Source organism: Cytobacillus sp. Hz8, assembly GCF_042263505.1.
GTDB lineage: Bacteria > Bacillota > Bacilli > Bacillales > Cytobacillaceae > Bacillus_BE.
The window spans coordinates 108,503-124,682 of the sequence record NZ_JBHKFI010000010.1; the positions used below are offsets into that span (position 1 = coordinate 108,503).

General features: G+C 36.3%; 16 protein-coding genes. 4 read left to right on the plus strand and 12 right to left on the minus strand.

What is annotated here, in order from left to right; genetic code table 11:
* Nucleotides 1-61: 61 nt before the first annotated feature.
* Together gyrB and ACE38V_RS13770 are read right to left on the minus strand one after the other, a co-directional pair.
* Complete coding sequence (gene gyrB / locus ACE38V_RS13765) at nucleotides 62-1,984, minus strand: DNA topoisomerase (ATP-hydrolyzing) subunit B (protein WP_375841989.1); 1,923 nt, start codon at nucleotides 1,982-1,984, stop codon at nucleotides 62-64.
* A 161-nt stretch (nucleotides 1,985-2,145) separates the two neighbouring features.
* Entirely contained in the window at nucleotides 2,146-2,580 is a 435-nt protein-coding gene (locus tag ACE38V_RS13770; protein WP_375841990.1) for a MarR family winged helix-turn-helix transcriptional regulator, read from the minus strand.
* A 220-nt stretch (nucleotides 2,581-2,800) separates the two neighbouring features.
* Between ACE38V_RS13770 and ACE38V_RS13775 the strand changes: the two genes are divergently transcribed.
* Nucleotides 2,801-3,415 (plus strand): DUF3267 domain-containing protein, encoded by a 615-nt coding sequence (locus ACE38V_RS13775; RefSeq protein WP_375841991.1) that lies wholly within the window; start codon nucleotides 2,801-2,803, stop codon nucleotides 3,413-3,415.
* 319 nt (nucleotides 3,416-3,734) lie between these two features.
* On the opposite strand, the gene ACE38V_RS13780 is transcribed toward ACE38V_RS13775, so the two are convergent.
* The 4 genes from ACE38V_RS13780 to ACE38V_RS13795 form a co-directional block, all read right to left on the minus strand.
* Entirely contained in the window at nucleotides 3,735-4,145 is a 411-nt protein-coding gene (locus ACE38V_RS13780) for a YidH family protein (RefSeq protein WP_375841993.1), read from the minus strand.
* Between the two features lie 425 nt (nucleotides 4,146-4,570).
* Complete coding sequence (locus ACE38V_RS13785) at nucleotides 4,571-5,017, minus strand: NUDIX hydrolase (protein WP_375841995.1); 447 nt, start codon at nucleotides 5,015-5,017, stop codon at nucleotides 4,571-4,573.
* Nucleotides 5,018-5,032: 15 nt separating this feature from the next.
* Nucleotides 5,033-5,308, minus strand: coding sequence for a hypothetical protein (locus tag ACE38V_RS13790; RefSeq protein ID WP_375841997.1), 276 nt, complete (start codon nucleotides 5,306-5,308; stop codon nucleotides 5,033-5,035).
* A gap of 58 nt (nucleotides 5,309-5,366) precedes the next feature.
* Nucleotides 5,367-5,837 carry a hypothetical protein gene (locus tag ACE38V_RS13795; protein ID WP_375841999.1) on the minus strand — a complete coding sequence of 157 codons (471 nt, stop codon included), beginning with the start codon at nucleotides 5,835-5,837 and terminating at the stop codon, nucleotides 5,367-5,369.
* A 365-nt stretch (nucleotides 5,838-6,202) separates the two neighbouring features.
* Between ACE38V_RS13795 and ACE38V_RS13800 the strand changes: the two genes are divergently transcribed.
* Nucleotides 6,203-6,655, plus strand: a complete 453-nt coding sequence (locus ACE38V_RS13800) for a hypothetical protein (RefSeq protein WP_375842001.1) — start codon at nucleotides 6,203-6,205, stop codon at nucleotides 6,653-6,655.
* A gap of 199 nt (nucleotides 6,656-6,854) precedes the next feature.
* Nucleotides 6,855-7,175: a hypothetical protein gene (locus tag ACE38V_RS13805; RefSeq protein WP_375842002.1), complete on the plus strand. Its 321-nt coding sequence runs from the start codon at nucleotides 6,855-6,857 to the stop codon at nucleotides 7,173-7,175.
* A 15-nt stretch (nucleotides 7,176-7,190) separates the two neighbouring features.
* Here ACE38V_RS13805 and hpaB read toward each other — a convergent pair whose 3' ends face one another.
* The 4 genes from hpaB to ACE38V_RS13825 all read right to left on the minus strand — a co-directional run bounded on the left by hpaB (nucleotide 7,191) and on the right by ACE38V_RS13825 (nucleotide 12,606).
* On the minus strand, nucleotides 7,191-8,630 hold the full coding sequence (gene hpaB, locus ACE38V_RS13810; protein ID WP_375842004.1) for a 4-hydroxyphenylacetate 3-monooxygenase, oxygenase component: 1,440 nt from the start codon (nucleotides 8,628-8,630) through the stop codon (nucleotides 7,191-7,193).
* 182 nt (nucleotides 8,631-8,812) lie between these two features.
* The gene (locus tag ACE38V_RS13815) at nucleotides 8,813-10,051 is read right to left on the minus strand and encodes an L-lactate MFS transporter (protein WP_375842006.1); all 1,239 of its coding nucleotides are present in this window, start codon (nucleotides 10,049-10,051) and stop codon (nucleotides 8,813-8,815) included.
* A gap of 138 nt (nucleotides 10,052-10,189) precedes the next feature.
* Nucleotides 10,190-10,948 (minus strand): LytR/AlgR family response regulator transcription factor, encoded by a 759-nt coding sequence (locus tag ACE38V_RS13820; protein WP_375842008.1) that lies wholly within the window; start codon nucleotides 10,946-10,948, stop codon nucleotides 10,190-10,192.
* Nucleotides 10,945-12,606, minus strand: coding sequence for a LytS/YhcK type 5TM receptor domain-containing protein (locus ACE38V_RS13825; protein WP_375842010.1), 1,662 nt, complete (start codon nucleotides 12,604-12,606; stop codon nucleotides 10,945-10,947). Before ACE38V_RS13825 ends, ACE38V_RS13820 begins: the two co-directional genes overlap by 4 nt.
* A 252-nt stretch (nucleotides 12,607-12,858) precedes the next feature.
* Here ACE38V_RS13825 and ACE38V_RS13830 point away from each other — a divergent pair, with 252 nt between their 5' ends.
* Nucleotides 12,859-13,380 carry a YfiT family bacillithiol transferase gene (locus tag ACE38V_RS13830; RefSeq protein ID WP_375842011.1) on the plus strand — a complete coding sequence of 174 codons (522 nt, stop codon included), beginning with the start codon at nucleotides 12,859-12,861 and terminating at the stop codon, nucleotides 13,378-13,380.
* 36 nt (nucleotides 13,381-13,416) lie between these two features.
* On the opposite strand, the gene ACE38V_RS13835 is transcribed toward ACE38V_RS13830, so the two are convergent.
* Nucleotides 13,417-14,130, minus strand: coding sequence for a gamma-glutamyl-gamma-aminobutyrate hydrolase family protein (locus tag ACE38V_RS13835; protein ID WP_375842013.1), 714 nt, complete (start codon nucleotides 14,128-14,130; stop codon nucleotides 13,417-13,419).
* Nucleotides 14,131-14,341: 211 nt separating this feature from the next.
* On the minus strand, nucleotides 14,342-15,886 hold the full coding sequence (locus ACE38V_RS13840) for a DHA2 family efflux MFS transporter permease subunit (protein ID WP_375842015.1): 1,545 nt from the start codon (nucleotides 15,884-15,886) through the stop codon (nucleotides 14,342-14,344).
* Between the last annotated feature and the right edge of the window lie 294 nt (nucleotides 15,887-16,180).

The window sequence follows — 16,180 nt, forward strand, 5'->3', positions numbered from 1 at the left end:
TTTTCCATTAGAATATGAAAAATGGCCCTTGTAAATTGGGTCATTTTTATTTTACATAGTTTTAAACATCAAGATTTTTCACATATACTGCATTTTCTTCAATAAATTGGCGTCGTGGTTCTACCCTATCTCCCATTAACAAATCAAACGTTGTATCAGCTTCCTTAGCATTCTCCAAGCTGACCTGAAGGAGCGTTCTTGTAAATGGATTCATAGTCGTCTCCCATAATTGCTCTGGATTCATTTCTCCTAGTCCTTTGTAGCGTTGTAAATTGGGCTTAGGTGTATTTGAAAGTGTGGATAAGACGGCCTCAAGCTGACGATCATCATAAGCATATTGAATATACTTTCCTAGTTGTATTTTATATAGCGGTGGTTGAGCAATGTAAATACAGCCATTTTCAACTAGGGGTCTCATAAATCGAAAGAAAAAAGTAAGCATGAGAGTGCAAATATGGGCACCATCTACATCTGCGTCAGTCATGATGACGACCTTGTGATATCGCGACTTTTCCAATTCAAAACTATCGCCAATACCAGCCCCAATCGCTTTTATCATCGTCCCAATTTCGGCATTATGAAGGATCCGATCCATCCCTGCTTTTTCCACATTCAGAATTTTTCCTCTCAATGGCAAAATCGCTTGAAAATGGCGATCTCTCCCCTGCTTGGCTGAACCACCGGCAGAGTCCCCTTCGACAATGAATAATTCATTGATTGATGCATCCTTTGAAGAACAGTCTGCAAGCTTTCCTGGAAGAGTAGAAATTTCTAAAGCACTTTTCCTACGTGTTAATTCCCTTGCCTTTTTTGCAGCTATTCTTGCTTTTGAAGCTAGGATGCTTTTATTGATAATATTTTTAGCGATAGCTGGATTCTCAAGCAAGAAATGCTCAAGCTTTTCAGAAACAATCGCATCGGTTACAGTTTTTACCTCTGAATTGCCAAGCTTTGTTTTCGTTTGCCCTTCGAATTGTGGATTGGAATGTTTAACGGAAATGACCGCTGTTAGTCCTTCCCGAATATCCTCACCGGAAAAATTGGCCTCATTTTCTTTTATTTGCCCACTTTTCCGCGCAAAATCATTAATCGTTCTTGTGAGGGCTGTTTTAAATCCAGCTTCATGAGTCCCTCCCTCATGGGTATGGATATTATTTGCAAATGATAAAAGCTGTTCTTGATAGCCTTCGTTATATTGAATAGCAATTTCCAATGAAATCCCTTTTGCTTCCCCTTCAATCATGATTGGTTCTTCATTTAGAACGTTTAGTTTTTCATTTAATAGCTCTACATAGGATTTGATCCCACCTTCATAGTAGAATTCATCCTTTTTATCCTCTTCTCGTTTATCTCTGATCGTAATCAGAATTCCTTTATTCAAGAAAGCAAGCTCTCTTAATCTTGTTGCGAGAATAGCATAATCATAGACAAGCGTTTCTGTAAATATCTCATTATCTGGAACAAAGTGGATGGTTGTTCCAGTATGATCCGTTTCACCTATGACCTTCAATTCTTCCTGAGGGACTCCACGTACATAGCTTTGATAATGTATTTTTCCTCCTCGATGGACAAAGACCTCCATCAAAGAGGATAAGGCGTTGACGACAGAGGCCCCTACCCCGTGTAGTCCTCCTGACACCTTATATCCTCCACCGCCAAACTTTCCTCCAGCATGTAGAACAGTTAAAATGACTTCTACGGCAGGTCTACCTTCTTTTTCATGAAGATCAACAGGAATTCCACGGCCATTATCTGTAACGGTTATACTATTATCTACTTCAATGACTACGTTAATTTCATTACAATATCCTGCTAATGCTTCATCCACGCTATTATCGACAATTTCCCATACTAAATGGTGAAGGCCTCGCCCAGATGTTGAACCAATATACATCCCTGGCCGTTTTCGAACAGCCTCTAGTCCTTCTAATACTTGAATCTGATTCGCATCATAGGCTTGATCCTGTAATTTAGTTTCAGTCATTCAGTTGTGGTCTCCTTCACAAGTTCATTTCTAATTCGAATCGGAGGTAGAAATCTTCTCAATTGGATGGAAGTTTACTACACGAATTGTCAACTTAGTTGACTATATTAATTGTAAAGAAAAACCCTCACTTTGTCAATCGAGTTGACGAAGCGAGGGCTTTAGATGTTCCATTCGCTTTTTAATATTTTTTTTAAAAGATTGACTTGTTCAAAACCAATATTTTCGGTTATTTTTTGCTCAAGCTGAGCTTTAAGGGCTGCATTTTTTTCGTAGCATTTTTCTCCTAAAGCCGTTAATTGAATACATTTTTCTTTCTTATTGTTTTCGACATTTTTGATTTCAACTAATCCTTTTTCTGAGAGTTTTTTGATAAACTTATGGATCGCTTGCCGTGAAATCTCAACATTCTTGGTTACATGTGAAATGGTTGGCTGTTTTTGGTAAATTCGAGCCATGATGTACCATTCAGAATTGGAGATATAAATCTCACTTTGATCATTCCATGTTTTCTCTGTAATTTTCCGAAGCTGAGTATGGCGTTGACTTAATAAATCAATTAAATCTAAATTTTGCAATTCAGAGTTTGAAATCAAATGATTTCCTCCCCTCTTAATCTTTCCGCCAATTACTATACAAAATCCATTTGTGGATGTCAATTCAGTTGACTAATATCAAAATAAATAATCCTCATATGTATGTCTGCCAAAAATGAAACTTATTATAAATCGTTCTATTATTCAGGGGATTTTGAAGAATTATGAAACTTAATCTTTTGTTACCCGTATAACGGGGGTAACAAAGGAGGGCTTTTTTTTGAAATTTACATCAAAACTGCCTGTATTTGATGAGAAATTACATGCTGAATTGATAATAGAAAATTGGAAACCATTAAAGGAACCTAATAATTTTTTAATGGGCTTATTATCAATCCCTTTTATAATTATTGGTGCATTCATCCCAATTGGAATCATACAATTGGTTACTCCTTTTACGATTAATGAATTTGGTATTTCAGGAGATGGTTCATTTGTAATTAATCTGAACTTCCTGTATATTTTCCTCGTTCTTCTATCAATAATCTTGCACGAGTTGATTCACCTAATGTTCATCCCAAATTATTTTAAATCAAATTGTACTTACATAGGGATTACAGTGTTTGGCGGCTTTGTAGCAACAGAAGAAGTCCTTTCAAAGAATCGCTTCATTTTAACGACATTGGCCCCTTTTACAATACTATCTATTTTCTTGCCAATTATTCTTGGTACAATTGGGATACTGCCATTAGCGGTAAAAGTGTTGATTATCTTAAATGGTGCAGCTTCATCTGTTGATTTATTAACCTTTGTGATCATTATTTCTCAAGTTCCCAATTTGACCATGCTTCGTAATAACGGCAATAAAACCTATTGGAAAATAAAAAAATGCTAGTTTCTTAACTGAAATGGGGCCGTTATAAAAACTGCATCTATTGTTTAATGAAATAATTAGGTACAAAACACCTTACGTCCGTTGCACAAAAAAAGATCCCCTTTAGAAAAGAGCATCTTCAACGTTTCATCAAATAAAATCTCCTCATGAGTCCATTTTCCTTTATGTAAACTAGGCACCATCTTGCCAAATATCTCAAATTCATCATTTGTTGAATGGATGTCCTTGATGAACTCAGTTTTTAAAGGGAAAATGACGATATTGTTTGAAAGATTCATAGAGCCTATCTGCTGTTTTTTTATATTCTAGAATATATAACTTAAATCAATTGCCAGACATATAAATAATAAAGGCCAAATACAAGGAAAACTAAAATTAAAGAAAATGAAAGAAAAACTACCACTGACCTTGAAAAATGAAAAGTTTGGCGATTAATTTCCTTCCCTTTTTGAAAATAGGAAATCGTTGAAAACATTAGGGCAAGAATGCCAACAGAAATAGAAGCCAAACCGATGATTTTTGCTAATAAATCAGCCATTTGTATTTTGAGATTAGGGGTTGAAAAATGTAAATTCGTGATTAAAAACCCTACTCCCATAATGGTGACACTGGTTCTAATCCAAGCAAGATAGGTTCGTTCGTTTGCTAAATGCTGCTGGATATATTTTGAGTCGACAGATTGTATTTGTGAATTTTTTGAAGAAATCGATATATTTTGAGGATCATTCATCCTTATCCCTCTTTATTTAAAATAGTTATTCAAATATTTTTGAATTGAATGAATATTACGATTGCGGATGTGGCGGAATAAATTGGACGAAATTCTAATATAGGAAATGGTCATTGGAATTTATTATAACATCATAAAAATGCAAAAACGGTTTATATACAAAAATTTAACATTACATCTCATTGATATGATTTTTATCGTAAAATAAAAAAGCCCTTATTAAAGGACTTTGTTGTTCAGCAATGTTGGATCTTCAGCTAAATAATAAATGAGCACCAAAAGCTCCTCCGAAAAAGAAAATGGCTGTTAAAATCACATAACCCCAAATCTCTAAATCATTCTTCACTGGCATTCCTCCTTAAGAGTCATTCCATTTATTGTTACGGAATGTTTGTAACTTGTCAATATATTTTAATATAAGTTATTTATTTTAGGTGTTTATTAATGATATATCGCGCTTTTTTCACTAAATTTGGAGGAAGGTTGTTTAAGGAGAAAAATCTGAGATTGCTGCTTTCATTATCATGAATGGATAATTCCCCACTTATTTTTGAAGTAGTGAAAACCGCTGTAACTCCGAAAATCTCATCCCCATTTGGATATTTGTGGCACTCTTTCTTTCCAGATAGAATGTCAAGAAATTCTAAACTTTTTGCATTGAAACCTGTTTCCTCAAACAGTTCTCTTTTTGCTGTTTCTTCTAAACTTTCTCCATATTCCATTGATCCTCCAGGGAAGCCCCATTTGTTTATGTCAGACCGTTGTTGGAGAAGAATTTCCTTCTTTTCATTAAAAACAAGAACCATTGCTCCGACTACCAAAAGTGGTTGAGTACCAACCAGTCTTCTCATTTCTTTGACATAATTTTTCATAAAATAAATTCATCCCTATTTTTCAAATAGAAAATTCGTGTTCATTTCATCATCACAAAAAATACAATATCCTCTTCCTTCAGAAATGGGAACAGGCGCACAACAAAGTGGACATAGAATAACATCATTTTCATTTTGGTTAGGCTTTTGTTTGCAGTTTTGTTGTACTTCTCCTTTAGTTGAATAGAATCCCTTTACTAATTTTCTACTTCCACAAAACTGACATTTGGTTGCCGAGTGACTACAAAGAGACTTACAATCATCACATTGTTTCAGTTTGATTGGCATCATCACTCATTCTCCTATTCAAAAATGATTTATAGGCAAAAACTATGATTGCAACTTTTGTCTAAAAATGGATATCTAATTGTTGTTTTATATCATTTAATAATTCAACATGCTTCTCCGTAGTAATGCGTGGGGTATCAATTGAGCCAACATCGTGGTGAGTAAAAATAAAGGTCCCGTCATTTAAGACAGAAAAGGAATATGAGATTTCTGTTCCTGACTGTATGGTTTTACGATCATAAAAGGAAAACATATAATTGTCTTGGGTCTGCATTTTTTCAATTATAATGTCATTATTGGATTCCTTTACCTTTAATTCTTCCACCATAGAGATTATTTTTTGAATTTGTGTTTTATCTGAGACGATTTTCGTCATTTCTTCAGATGTTTCATTTCCCTCGACTTTTTGAATGAATATAAGTTTGAGGGAGTTTTTCTCTTTCATTTTATTGACATTTTGTTCATCGGAACAGGCACTGAGAAATAAAGAAATAAAAGCGATTCCGATGAGAAAGATTTTCTTCTTCCCCATTTTTCTCCTCCATAGACCAGTGTTTTCTTACGTTAATCTGACAGCCTCATCCATTGATTCACATAGGAAATTTGCAACGCCTAATCATCCTTCTTGAACGGTCCACAAATGAAATGCTTGCTTTGATCGCTTAATGCTGTTTCCGTCTTTCTTTGATCCAAAGTCCCTTATCTGGCAAGTACAAATATTGATTCCAGTTTAACATGAATTATTAGATTTTTGGTAAAATTACCAAATTACTCATTTTTTAATGGGTATGTTTAGACAAATCAAATTGTAAAATATTCCAATTTATACATAATTTTCTGCATTACTGGTCATGTTAAAAATAAAACTGAAAGAAGTGATGAAGGATGTTGTCATTCTTGGTTCGTATTTTGTGTATATTATCCTGGGTCTCGATTGCCTGGATTCCACGAAATGAAGTGAAAAGGTACCTTCCTGTTACCATTTTGTCAGGACTTTTTACAGTAACGGTTGTCTTAATTGGATCACACTATCATTTTTGGGGAGATAAAGGAAAAGCCAAATCGAAAATGTGGAATCATTTATCTCTTGTTCTTGGTCCATTTGCTGTCACAAATTTATGGATATTTCATAAAACTTACGGCAATCTAGGTAAATATATATTCGTGAACCTTTTAAATAACCTATTTTATGGATTTAAAGTAATCCCTATTTTTGATAAAATTCGATTTTTAAAATATGTGAAATTTACTCGAATTCATCATATAATCCACACGATGTTTGAGTCAATTTTTCTTTATTGGTACCAAGTGTTTTTTGACAAGCAGGGGAATGATCAAATTCAAGATTAATGGAACGAGCTCTGAGACTAGCATTTTTAATGTATTGTTGGAAGGACGGTAGGATTTATTGAGATTGGTGTTTGTGCTGGTAAGAGATGGTTCATTAACTGGATGAACGATAAAAAAGAGGAATTCCCCCCTTTTTTTTGTCATTTATAAGTGGAAGCACAGGTAATATGGTATAATTTAACAAAGGAGGTGCTGGATTATGGTAAAAAAAGTATTATCGATTATCATGACCCTGCTCGTTTTAATAGGTTTAACCTTTGGATTCTCTCATTCTACCGATGCAAAATTCTTTGATTATTCCTTTTTTATTGGCTTAATCGCTAGTGTAGTTATTTGGTTTTTTACTTCAAAAGGAGGATTCACGTCGCGAAGTGTTGATATGTCTGTTCAAAGCACAACAGGAATGAAGACAGATCATCAAAGATTTGAGTTTTCTCCTACAGTTTCCTTTCTTACCACTATTGTCTACACCATTATTAGTTTCGGAATCATGATTTATAAGTATCGACAGTATTTTTAAGGAATGAATGGCTTCTTATTGTAAATGTAAAAACTTCCTAACCTCTTCCACAAAACAGTCTTTTGTATATCCTGCATTTAAGCTGCAAGATAAACGAACCGGGTCGCCAAAGAAGTATCGCTCATATTGGGTTTGTCTTGTTCCAAATGAACTCATAGTGAGATCCCAAGCTAAGCGAAAAATTTTCACTCGATTTTCTCCAGATTGATTTTTGGCTTGAAGATACCATTGCAAATCTTCTTTATTTGTAGATTGAAAATCGGCCTCTGTCGGGATACTTATCATTCCACTTGCTCCGATTAATTGGATGATTTCACAAAAACGTGGATAGATTTTTGGAAAGAGAATGCTTGCGACTTGTAAAGGAATCATGCTTGGGCACATATACCCCCATTCGTCGATTTCAGCATCCTGTTCTGCTTTTTCTATAAGAGCTTTCATGTTTTCAAGTCCAATGATGATTTCGGCCAGCTTTTCTTGGATATGTGGGTATTCTCCAACCTGAATAGTCTCAACGAGAAGTTGAGCAACTCCTAAAATAAATTCAAGCTTGATGATTTGTCGGGTAATCACCTGGTGGTATCCAAAAGTGTGGAAGGAACTTCTTGTCATAAATTCCGTTGCGACATCAAATTGATTGTAAAAAAATACTCGTTCCCATGGGACTAATACATGATCAAAGACCACAATCGAATCCATTTCTTCATATTTCGAACTAAGTGGATGATTAAAGAAGGAATTTCCGCCTACGAAGGATTCACGACAGATAAATTTTAAACCTTTTGTATTGGAAGGAATCGAAAAAGCGAAGGATTCATCATGCTTATAAAATTTTGGTGTGGAAATGACTAAAACTTCGTCTGTCATTCCCCCTTGTGTAGCTAGCAAGCGTGCTCCTTGAATAATGATTCCTTTTTCATTTTCTTCAACCACTCTCGCAGAAATTGGTTTATCCGTTAATTCGATATAGGTTTGGGAACGATTAACCTGTGGGGTGATAAAGGTATGGGTAAATGATAGATCCTCTGCCATTGCTTTTTCATATAAAGTTAGAATGTTTTCAGGAAAGCAATTTTCTTTCCCATCTAATATGGATGCCGAGGAAGCAATACTCATGATAGCCGTGTTCATATAGTCAGGACTTCTCCCCATTAAACCATGAGTGGCACGCGCCCAATGTTCAATCATCCTTCTTCTCTTTTTTAAATCTTCCTTTGTTTTAGGTTGTAGATAGGACATTCCAATTGGTTCATGCTGATTCGAAAGTTGAAAGGTCATTTCATTTTTTAAATCCGGATGATTTTGTAAATCGTAAAGTGATGCTTTTGTAGCCATGCAACCTTTAAAAGCAGGATGCTCAGATATTTTCCCTTCTATTTTTTTGCCATCATACCAAATTTCATTATTTAATTGATTAAGCCGTTCAATAAATTGTTTTCCGTTGATAATCCCCATTTCTTTCACTCTCCAATTGTTGGGAATTAATTTAATTGTGCTAGTTAGCTAGTTGTATTTTATTGAAGATTTGTCATACTTGCTCCTGTTGGAAAAGCCTTCTTATAAAATGGGGAATTGTCCTTTTCTTTTAAATAAAAAACCGTGATACATTAGTTTCACGGTTTTTTGTTATATCATGGTTAGCTTGCACGTGTTTCTGTGGACAAGCTACTCATATCATTTTGATATTTTTCCTTTTTATTGATGTCTGGCACCTTAATCACCATTGCGATTATGACAGAGATAATGCTTAATAAAGCAATGAGCTTGAAGGTTGGGATAAATCCACCTAATGATGAGGCGATAAAGGAACCTGAGATAGCCCCAATTCCGAAGCCTTGATAAATGATACCATAGTTTTTGCTTTGATTTTTCAATCCGAAGAAGTCGGCGACGATCGCTGGGAACACAGTAATATTTCCGCCGAAGCAAAAGGCAATTGCTGCGACACACGCAAAGAATAATGCATAGTTTAAATGAACGAAACTTAGGACTAGAACGGCTGCTGCTGTAACCAGTAAAGCGAAAGAGACAACTTTTAATCGCCCTATTTTATCTGATATTGCTCCAAGAATAATTCGTCCACTTGTATTAAAGATGGCCACTAATGCAACCGCGTTACTTGCTGTCTCTACATTAAGTCCTGCCATGGTAACACCGATATCCTTGACAATTCCGATTAAGAATAATCCACTCATACATGCGGTAAAGAAGATCACGAATAGCAGATATGCTTCTTTTGTTTTCAGCATTTCTTTAACAGAATAATTTTTCTGAAGGCTTGTCCCAATATTTTGATTGATTTCTACTTGATCCTTTGCTTCTCGAACAAGGAATGAACCACCTACGACCATAATCATGACAATGATTCCCCAGTAAAGGAAAGTTTGGGTGACACCAACAGATTGAATGAGTGAGCCATTGATAAATTTAAATAATAAGCTGCCTGTACCATAAGCACCTACAGATATACCGGAAATAAGACCTTTTTTCTCAGGAAACCATTTGATTAAATTGGATAAGGACGTGATGTAGGCTGTTCCATCTGCTGCACCAACGACAACTCCAGCCAAAATATATAGTAACCATAAGGATGGTGCTTGAGAACTGATGATTAACCCTGCGCCGAGCATGATTCCAGCAAAAGCAATTAAGCGGCGAATTCCCCATTTATCCTGCAGTTTACCTGCAAATAGGGTTGCTAAAGCTAAGGCTAAGCTGGTAATGGAAAAAGTAAATGCAACGGAATTTAGCTTCCAGCCAAAGAGGTCAACTAATGGTTGATTAAAAAGACTCCATGTATAGATGGTTCCTAATCCCATTTGGACAATGACAGTTCCGATGACGATTGACCATCGACGATTGATGCTTGCATTCATTCTTAATCTCCTCTTTTCTCCCTATGCTGATGTCTATTAGATCAATTATCTTATCTGTTTATATTGGCATCATAACATCAATTAGTAAAAAAGAATTATTATAAGAATGAAATGCTTATAATTAGGAATGAATGGAGTTTATAGCTGCATTATTTGTCGAAATTCTTTTACCTTACTTCGGCTGACAGGAATTTCAGCAGCTAAATCCTTTAATCTGACGATATAGGTTTGGTTAAACCACGGAACAATCTCCTGGATTTTCGTCAAGTTCACGGTGTACGAACGATGACAGCGAAAGAAAAGATCCTCGGGTAGAAGTGCCTGAAATTCCGATATGCTCATATGCATTACATACTCCATATCCTTTGTATAGACTAAGGTGACCTTTTCACTTGCTGAAGCGTAATAAATATCATTGACATCTGTCACGATAATTTTATCGTTTTTCTTTAAATTAATTCGATGAGCAGGTTTAGATATTTCCTTTTTATTTTGCACTTGAGCGGTTTTCTCTTGCACTCTCTTTTCCATTTTGTCTTTAAAGGAGGATTCTAGCTTTTTTAACATCGAAGCGATCCTTTTCTCCTCATAGGGCTTTAAGATGTAGTCAAAGGCTTCAAGGTCAAATGCTTGCGCCGCATACTCCCTGTAAGCAGTGGTAAAAATGATAAACGGCTTTTTGCTAAATTTATTAATTGTACTTGCTAATAGCATTCCATCCAATGAGGGAATATTAATATCCAAAAAAATAACATCCGTTTCTTGCTCTTGCAGAAATTTTAAAACATCTAGTCCATCATCAAATGTATGCGTGATTTTAATGGAACTATAGGTGGTTATTAAATATTCCAGTTCTTCACGAGCTGGGATTTCATCTTCTACAATAATCGCTTTCATACTAACTCCTTTGCTATATCAAAAAAAACTTCAGTTCCAGGATGTAGGCGTTTAATTACGAGTCCCTTTCCGTAGATCATTTTCACCCGCTTATGCACGTTTGATAAGCCAATATGGATTGGTGCTATTTCTTCACCATATAATTGTTGGATGAGTTCTTCGCTAATGCCAACTCCAGTATCTTTCACACTAATTCTAATTTTATCCTTTATGTCCTTGACCATAATCGTCACAACCCCCGGACCTTTTTGTTTCAGGATTCCATGGATAATGGCATTTTCAACTAATGGTTGGATGAGGAGACTCGGTATTTTAACGCTGACTTTGTCAATCTCATATTGCACCGTTAAACGATTACCGAATCGTGCCTTCTCGATTTCTACATAATTTCGAACCTGCGCAAGCTCCTTATGGATATCAATTCTTTCATCATTTATCTCTAAATTGAAGCGCATATAGCCGGATAGATTGATGATTAGTTCCCGTGCCTTTTCGGGGTCATGCCGTGTAGTGGAGGCGATAGCATTTAGGGCATTAAACAAAAAATGGGGATTGATTTTTGTTTGCAGCGCTTTTAATTCAGCTTTATTGGCGGCTTCCTTTATCTGATCAATCCGGGATATTTCCATCAAGGTGGAGATGATTTGTGAAAGACCAATCGCCATGGTTTGAAGGGAATAGGTCATTTTATAGGCTTTGCGATAATAGATGATGAGTGTCCCGGTGACTTCTCCATGCTCTTCAAATGGGACAACGAGTAGAGAATGAATTTCTGGAATATGGTAATCTCTAACTTGGTTTCGAATTTTATATTGACCTTTCAAAATCGCTTCTTTTGTTAATTCGCCAATTGGCTCTTTTCCTGATCTGTATTTTTCTTCACCCAAGCCAACATGGGCAAGAACTTGCTTTGTATTGGTAATGGCAATGGCATCAGCCTTGATATTGCTTTTGATAATGCTGCAGATAATTTTTAAAGAAATCGGAGTAATCGAACGGAAATAAGGCATTGTTTTATTAGCAATGTCTAAAGCGAGTTTCGCCTGCTTCGCTGCGATGATCTCCTTCTCCCCTTCAACACTCATAACGAGCAGAACGATTAGACCGATGTTAAGTTCACCAATAATCATTGGAAAAGCAATCTTAGAAACAATATCCAGTCCGAGAGAAAACGGATGAGCCATCATCAGAATCAACAGCATTGTTAAGATTTCACAAAACATCCCAGCAAGAATCCCATAAATCCAGTGTAATGACCTTTTTATTCGCCGATTGATAAAACCAGAAACCAACCCAGCAAAGATACTCGTAATGAAACAAGGGATTGAGGTGATTCCTCCGATATCGATTAAATAGCGATGAACACCTGAAACAATTCCGGTAATAATCCCTACCCATGGACCGAATAAAATTCCCCCTGAAACTACCGCAATGATTCTCACATTGACAAGTGAGCCTTCTACATTAATACCTGAATATGTACCAAAAATGGCAAATAAACAAAACACTAGGGTGATAATTACTCGCTCCTTGGGCGAATGAAAATCCTTTTGTAAGGATTCCTTAAACCATGGAATCCGGATTAAAAAGAATAAAAGAATTAAAAGCAAAGCTGCACGTTCAAATAAATGGATAAGCATTTCTAATGATGTGTCCACTTGTATGATCCTCTCTGTTGATCGTTTCGCATGGTCTTACTATTATTGTTAAATTAATCTGGTGCCGTCATACTAGTAGCTTTAATATTAGGATAAAAGAAGAAGGTTTTTTCGTTGGTACTTTACCGCAAATTATGATCCAATTCAATGATGAAACTCACAGGTTAGAAAAGAAGTTATTCCTAGTATATAGGTTCCATTTTTTGGAGGAATCTATTATGATTAGGAAAAGGGAAAAAGGAGGAATCACAGATGGATGAAAGGTATCCGATTGGAAAGTTTCATTTCGAAGGTAACATCACAAGCGATGTGGTAAAGGGGTGGATTCAGGAGATTAGCGATTTACCTGAACAATTAAGAAAGGCAGTCCATAGCTTAGATCATGAACAACTGAATACGCCTTATCGCACTGGAGGTTGGACCGTGCGTCAGGTGGTCCATCATTTGGCAGACAGTCATATGAATGCCTATATTCGTTTTAGATTAGCCTTAACTGAAGATCGCCCTACGATTAAGCCTTATGAGGAAGGAAAATGGGCAGAGCTGTCAGACTATGAATTGCCAATTGAGATCTCGATAACACTACTTGAAGCTTTGCACACACGACTGGTCGTTTTATTACATAGTCTTACACCTTTTGACTTGGAGAAAACTTTTATTCATCCCGATTCCGGTGAGACTACTGTTGGAAAAAATATTGGGATATATGCGTGGCATGGACGGCATCATCTTGCTCATATTACAAACTTATGCAGCCGCATGGGTTGGAAATAATAGGATGAAAAAAATAGTCTTCTCATAATGAGAAGACTATTTTTGACTGGCATGGACAAATTCCGTAAATAAGCGAAAGCTATAGTCGTCTTCTTGATAACTAAATTCGGGATGCCACTGGACAGCGAGAACAAATTTTTTATTTGGCATTGTAAAGGCTTCAATTAGTCCATCCTCTGCAATGGCAGCAGTTTCTAAAGAAGATGCCAATTCCTTTATTCCTTGATGATGGTAACTATTAACCATGAGCGATTCGGTATTTATAAGCTTTTCGAGCATACTTCCTTTTTCAATAGATACACTGTGAACGGGTATTGTGTAAGGAGGTTTTTGTTGATGCAAAATCAACTTATCTGCTTGGAATTGAGTGGGTATGTCTTGATAAAGGGTTCCACCAAGCAGGACATTGATTAATTGCAAGCCACGGCAAATCCCGAAAACGGGCTTGTCTAAACGAAGGACCTCATTTAATAGTCTCTCCTCCATGATGTCTCGTTCATGGCAAATGGCTCCACAGGTTTGCTCCACTTTTTCACCATAAAGCTCAGGGTTTACATCATGGCCACCAGTAAAGAGAAATCCATCAAACTGTTCAGCCAGTTGCTGTATGATTTCTATACTTGTTGTAAGTGGTAACATGATGGGAATCCCACCTGCTTCTTCAATTCCTTTCATATAACTAGGAAGCATCCAGTAGCTTTCTTTTGTTTCATCATATAATGGGATTATCCCAATCATCGGTTTTTCCATCTGATTCACTCCCCTTCCTTAAAAAAAATAAGACTGACTTGCAAACTATTAATTTTACAATAACATAAAAAAACGCACACCAATGGATTAAATGATTGATCTTCGACAATTTTTCATCAAGTGTTCAGGCAGGTTTCAAACTTCTATGTTCATACAAATGTCCTATTATAAAAGCAAGCATCAAATCGAAATTTGATGCTTGAATCGATTTCTATTCATTTTGCGCTTTTGCTACGAAACTCTTTTGTTCGCCTTGAGCCGGGAATTTGTAATGAGTCCCTCCGACAAAAATCGAAACAACCAATCCTAAAATACATGCAATTAAAGCGATGATAAAACCGTGATGCAAGGCGGATTCTAACGCGCTTCGCATGTAGTTTAATAGCTGTGGAGAGATTTGCACGTTATTTTGCATCAAAAGCTCCGGCTTCGCGATTTTCGCCATTTGATTGCTTGGCATATGGGCGTTTGCGGCAAAATCAAGTAATTTTTCCTTTAAATCATTATTGACGATGGTTGCCGTAATCGCAGCACCCATGACACCACCGATGTTACGCCAAAAACCTACGACTGAGGAAGCAATCCCAATATATTTCATTTCCACTGATTGAGCCATCGCATTTTGGGAAACGCTCATAAGGGGACCTAGGACAATTAGTCCCATTAAAATCATAACTAGAGTCACAATCCACTTTGCAGTTTCGTGGGTGATGGTTCCAAGCATGTAAGCCTCGATAATCCCAACAGCCATTGAAATCGTCATGATCGTACGAAATTTAATTTTCGTACAAAGGAACCCTCCAATAATCGCCCCAATCATGATAGGAAACATCATCGGAGTTAAAACACTATTAGAATTTTCATTTCCCATGACCGCTACCGAAAGTATCGGAAGGTATGTTATGGCCGAAAACATAATTGCCCCTTGGCAAAATACAACAATACTCGTGCCAAGTACCATGCGGTTTTTAAAGATTCCAAGCGGTAATATTGGCTCTTTCGCTGATTTCTCAACCAAGAGGAAGAGAATAATAGCAATTGCGGAGCCAATAAATATGCTAATGATTTGTATGGAACTCCATGCATAATCTTTCCCACCCCATTCAAGTGCTAGGAGAAGTAAAACTGTTGAAATTATTAATAATATCGTTCCAAGATAATCGACTTTCGGTTTCTGTTCGGCTTTGGATTCCTTTAGGGCAAACAATAGGGTTATAAAGGAAAGAAGCCCAATCGGAACATTGACATAGAAGCACCATCTCCAGCCTAACCAGGAAGATTCGGATATCCAGGTTCCGATTTGCGGACCTAAAACAGAAGAAATACCAAAAATCCCAGCAAACACCCCGGACATTTTTGCAGCCTGTTTAGGATTAGATGACATTGAATAAATAATCGTAAAGGATATCGGAAAAATAGCACCAGAACCAATGCCTTGAATTGTTCGATAGATAATCAATTGATCAATCGTATTGGCAGTGCCACATAAGGCTGACCCGATTAAAAATAGGCTAATCCCAATTAAATAAAAGAGTTTTCGTCCAAACTGATCACTCATCTTTCCAAATACCAGCATCGTACTGGTTGAGGCTAGCATATAGGCGGTAAAGATCCAACTCATTTTTTCAAACCCATCAATATCTTTAATCACTTGATTAATACTAGCAGAGACGATTGTATTATCCAATGAAGACATGAAAAGACCTAAAGCCATCGCTAAAATCACAAATGACATCCTTTTGTTTGATTGTTCCATACTACCTCCACATTTCTAATTCAAATATTTTCAAATAATTACATAAACTAGAATACCATTAAATCGAAACGGAGCAATCATTCTTTGCACCAATATTTATCGACATTCCCCCTTTTCAAGCTACGACAAATTTCTTTTGGGTATTATTCTCTGCCATCTCTGATAAAAGGAATCAATCATCCCTTGCCCGAATCTTACAGATTTGGAGAAAATTCTTCTACTTAATGGTCTGATTTTGCTAATTCAGAACATTAAAATAATGAATGAACATTCATTCTATGTTAATATTTGATA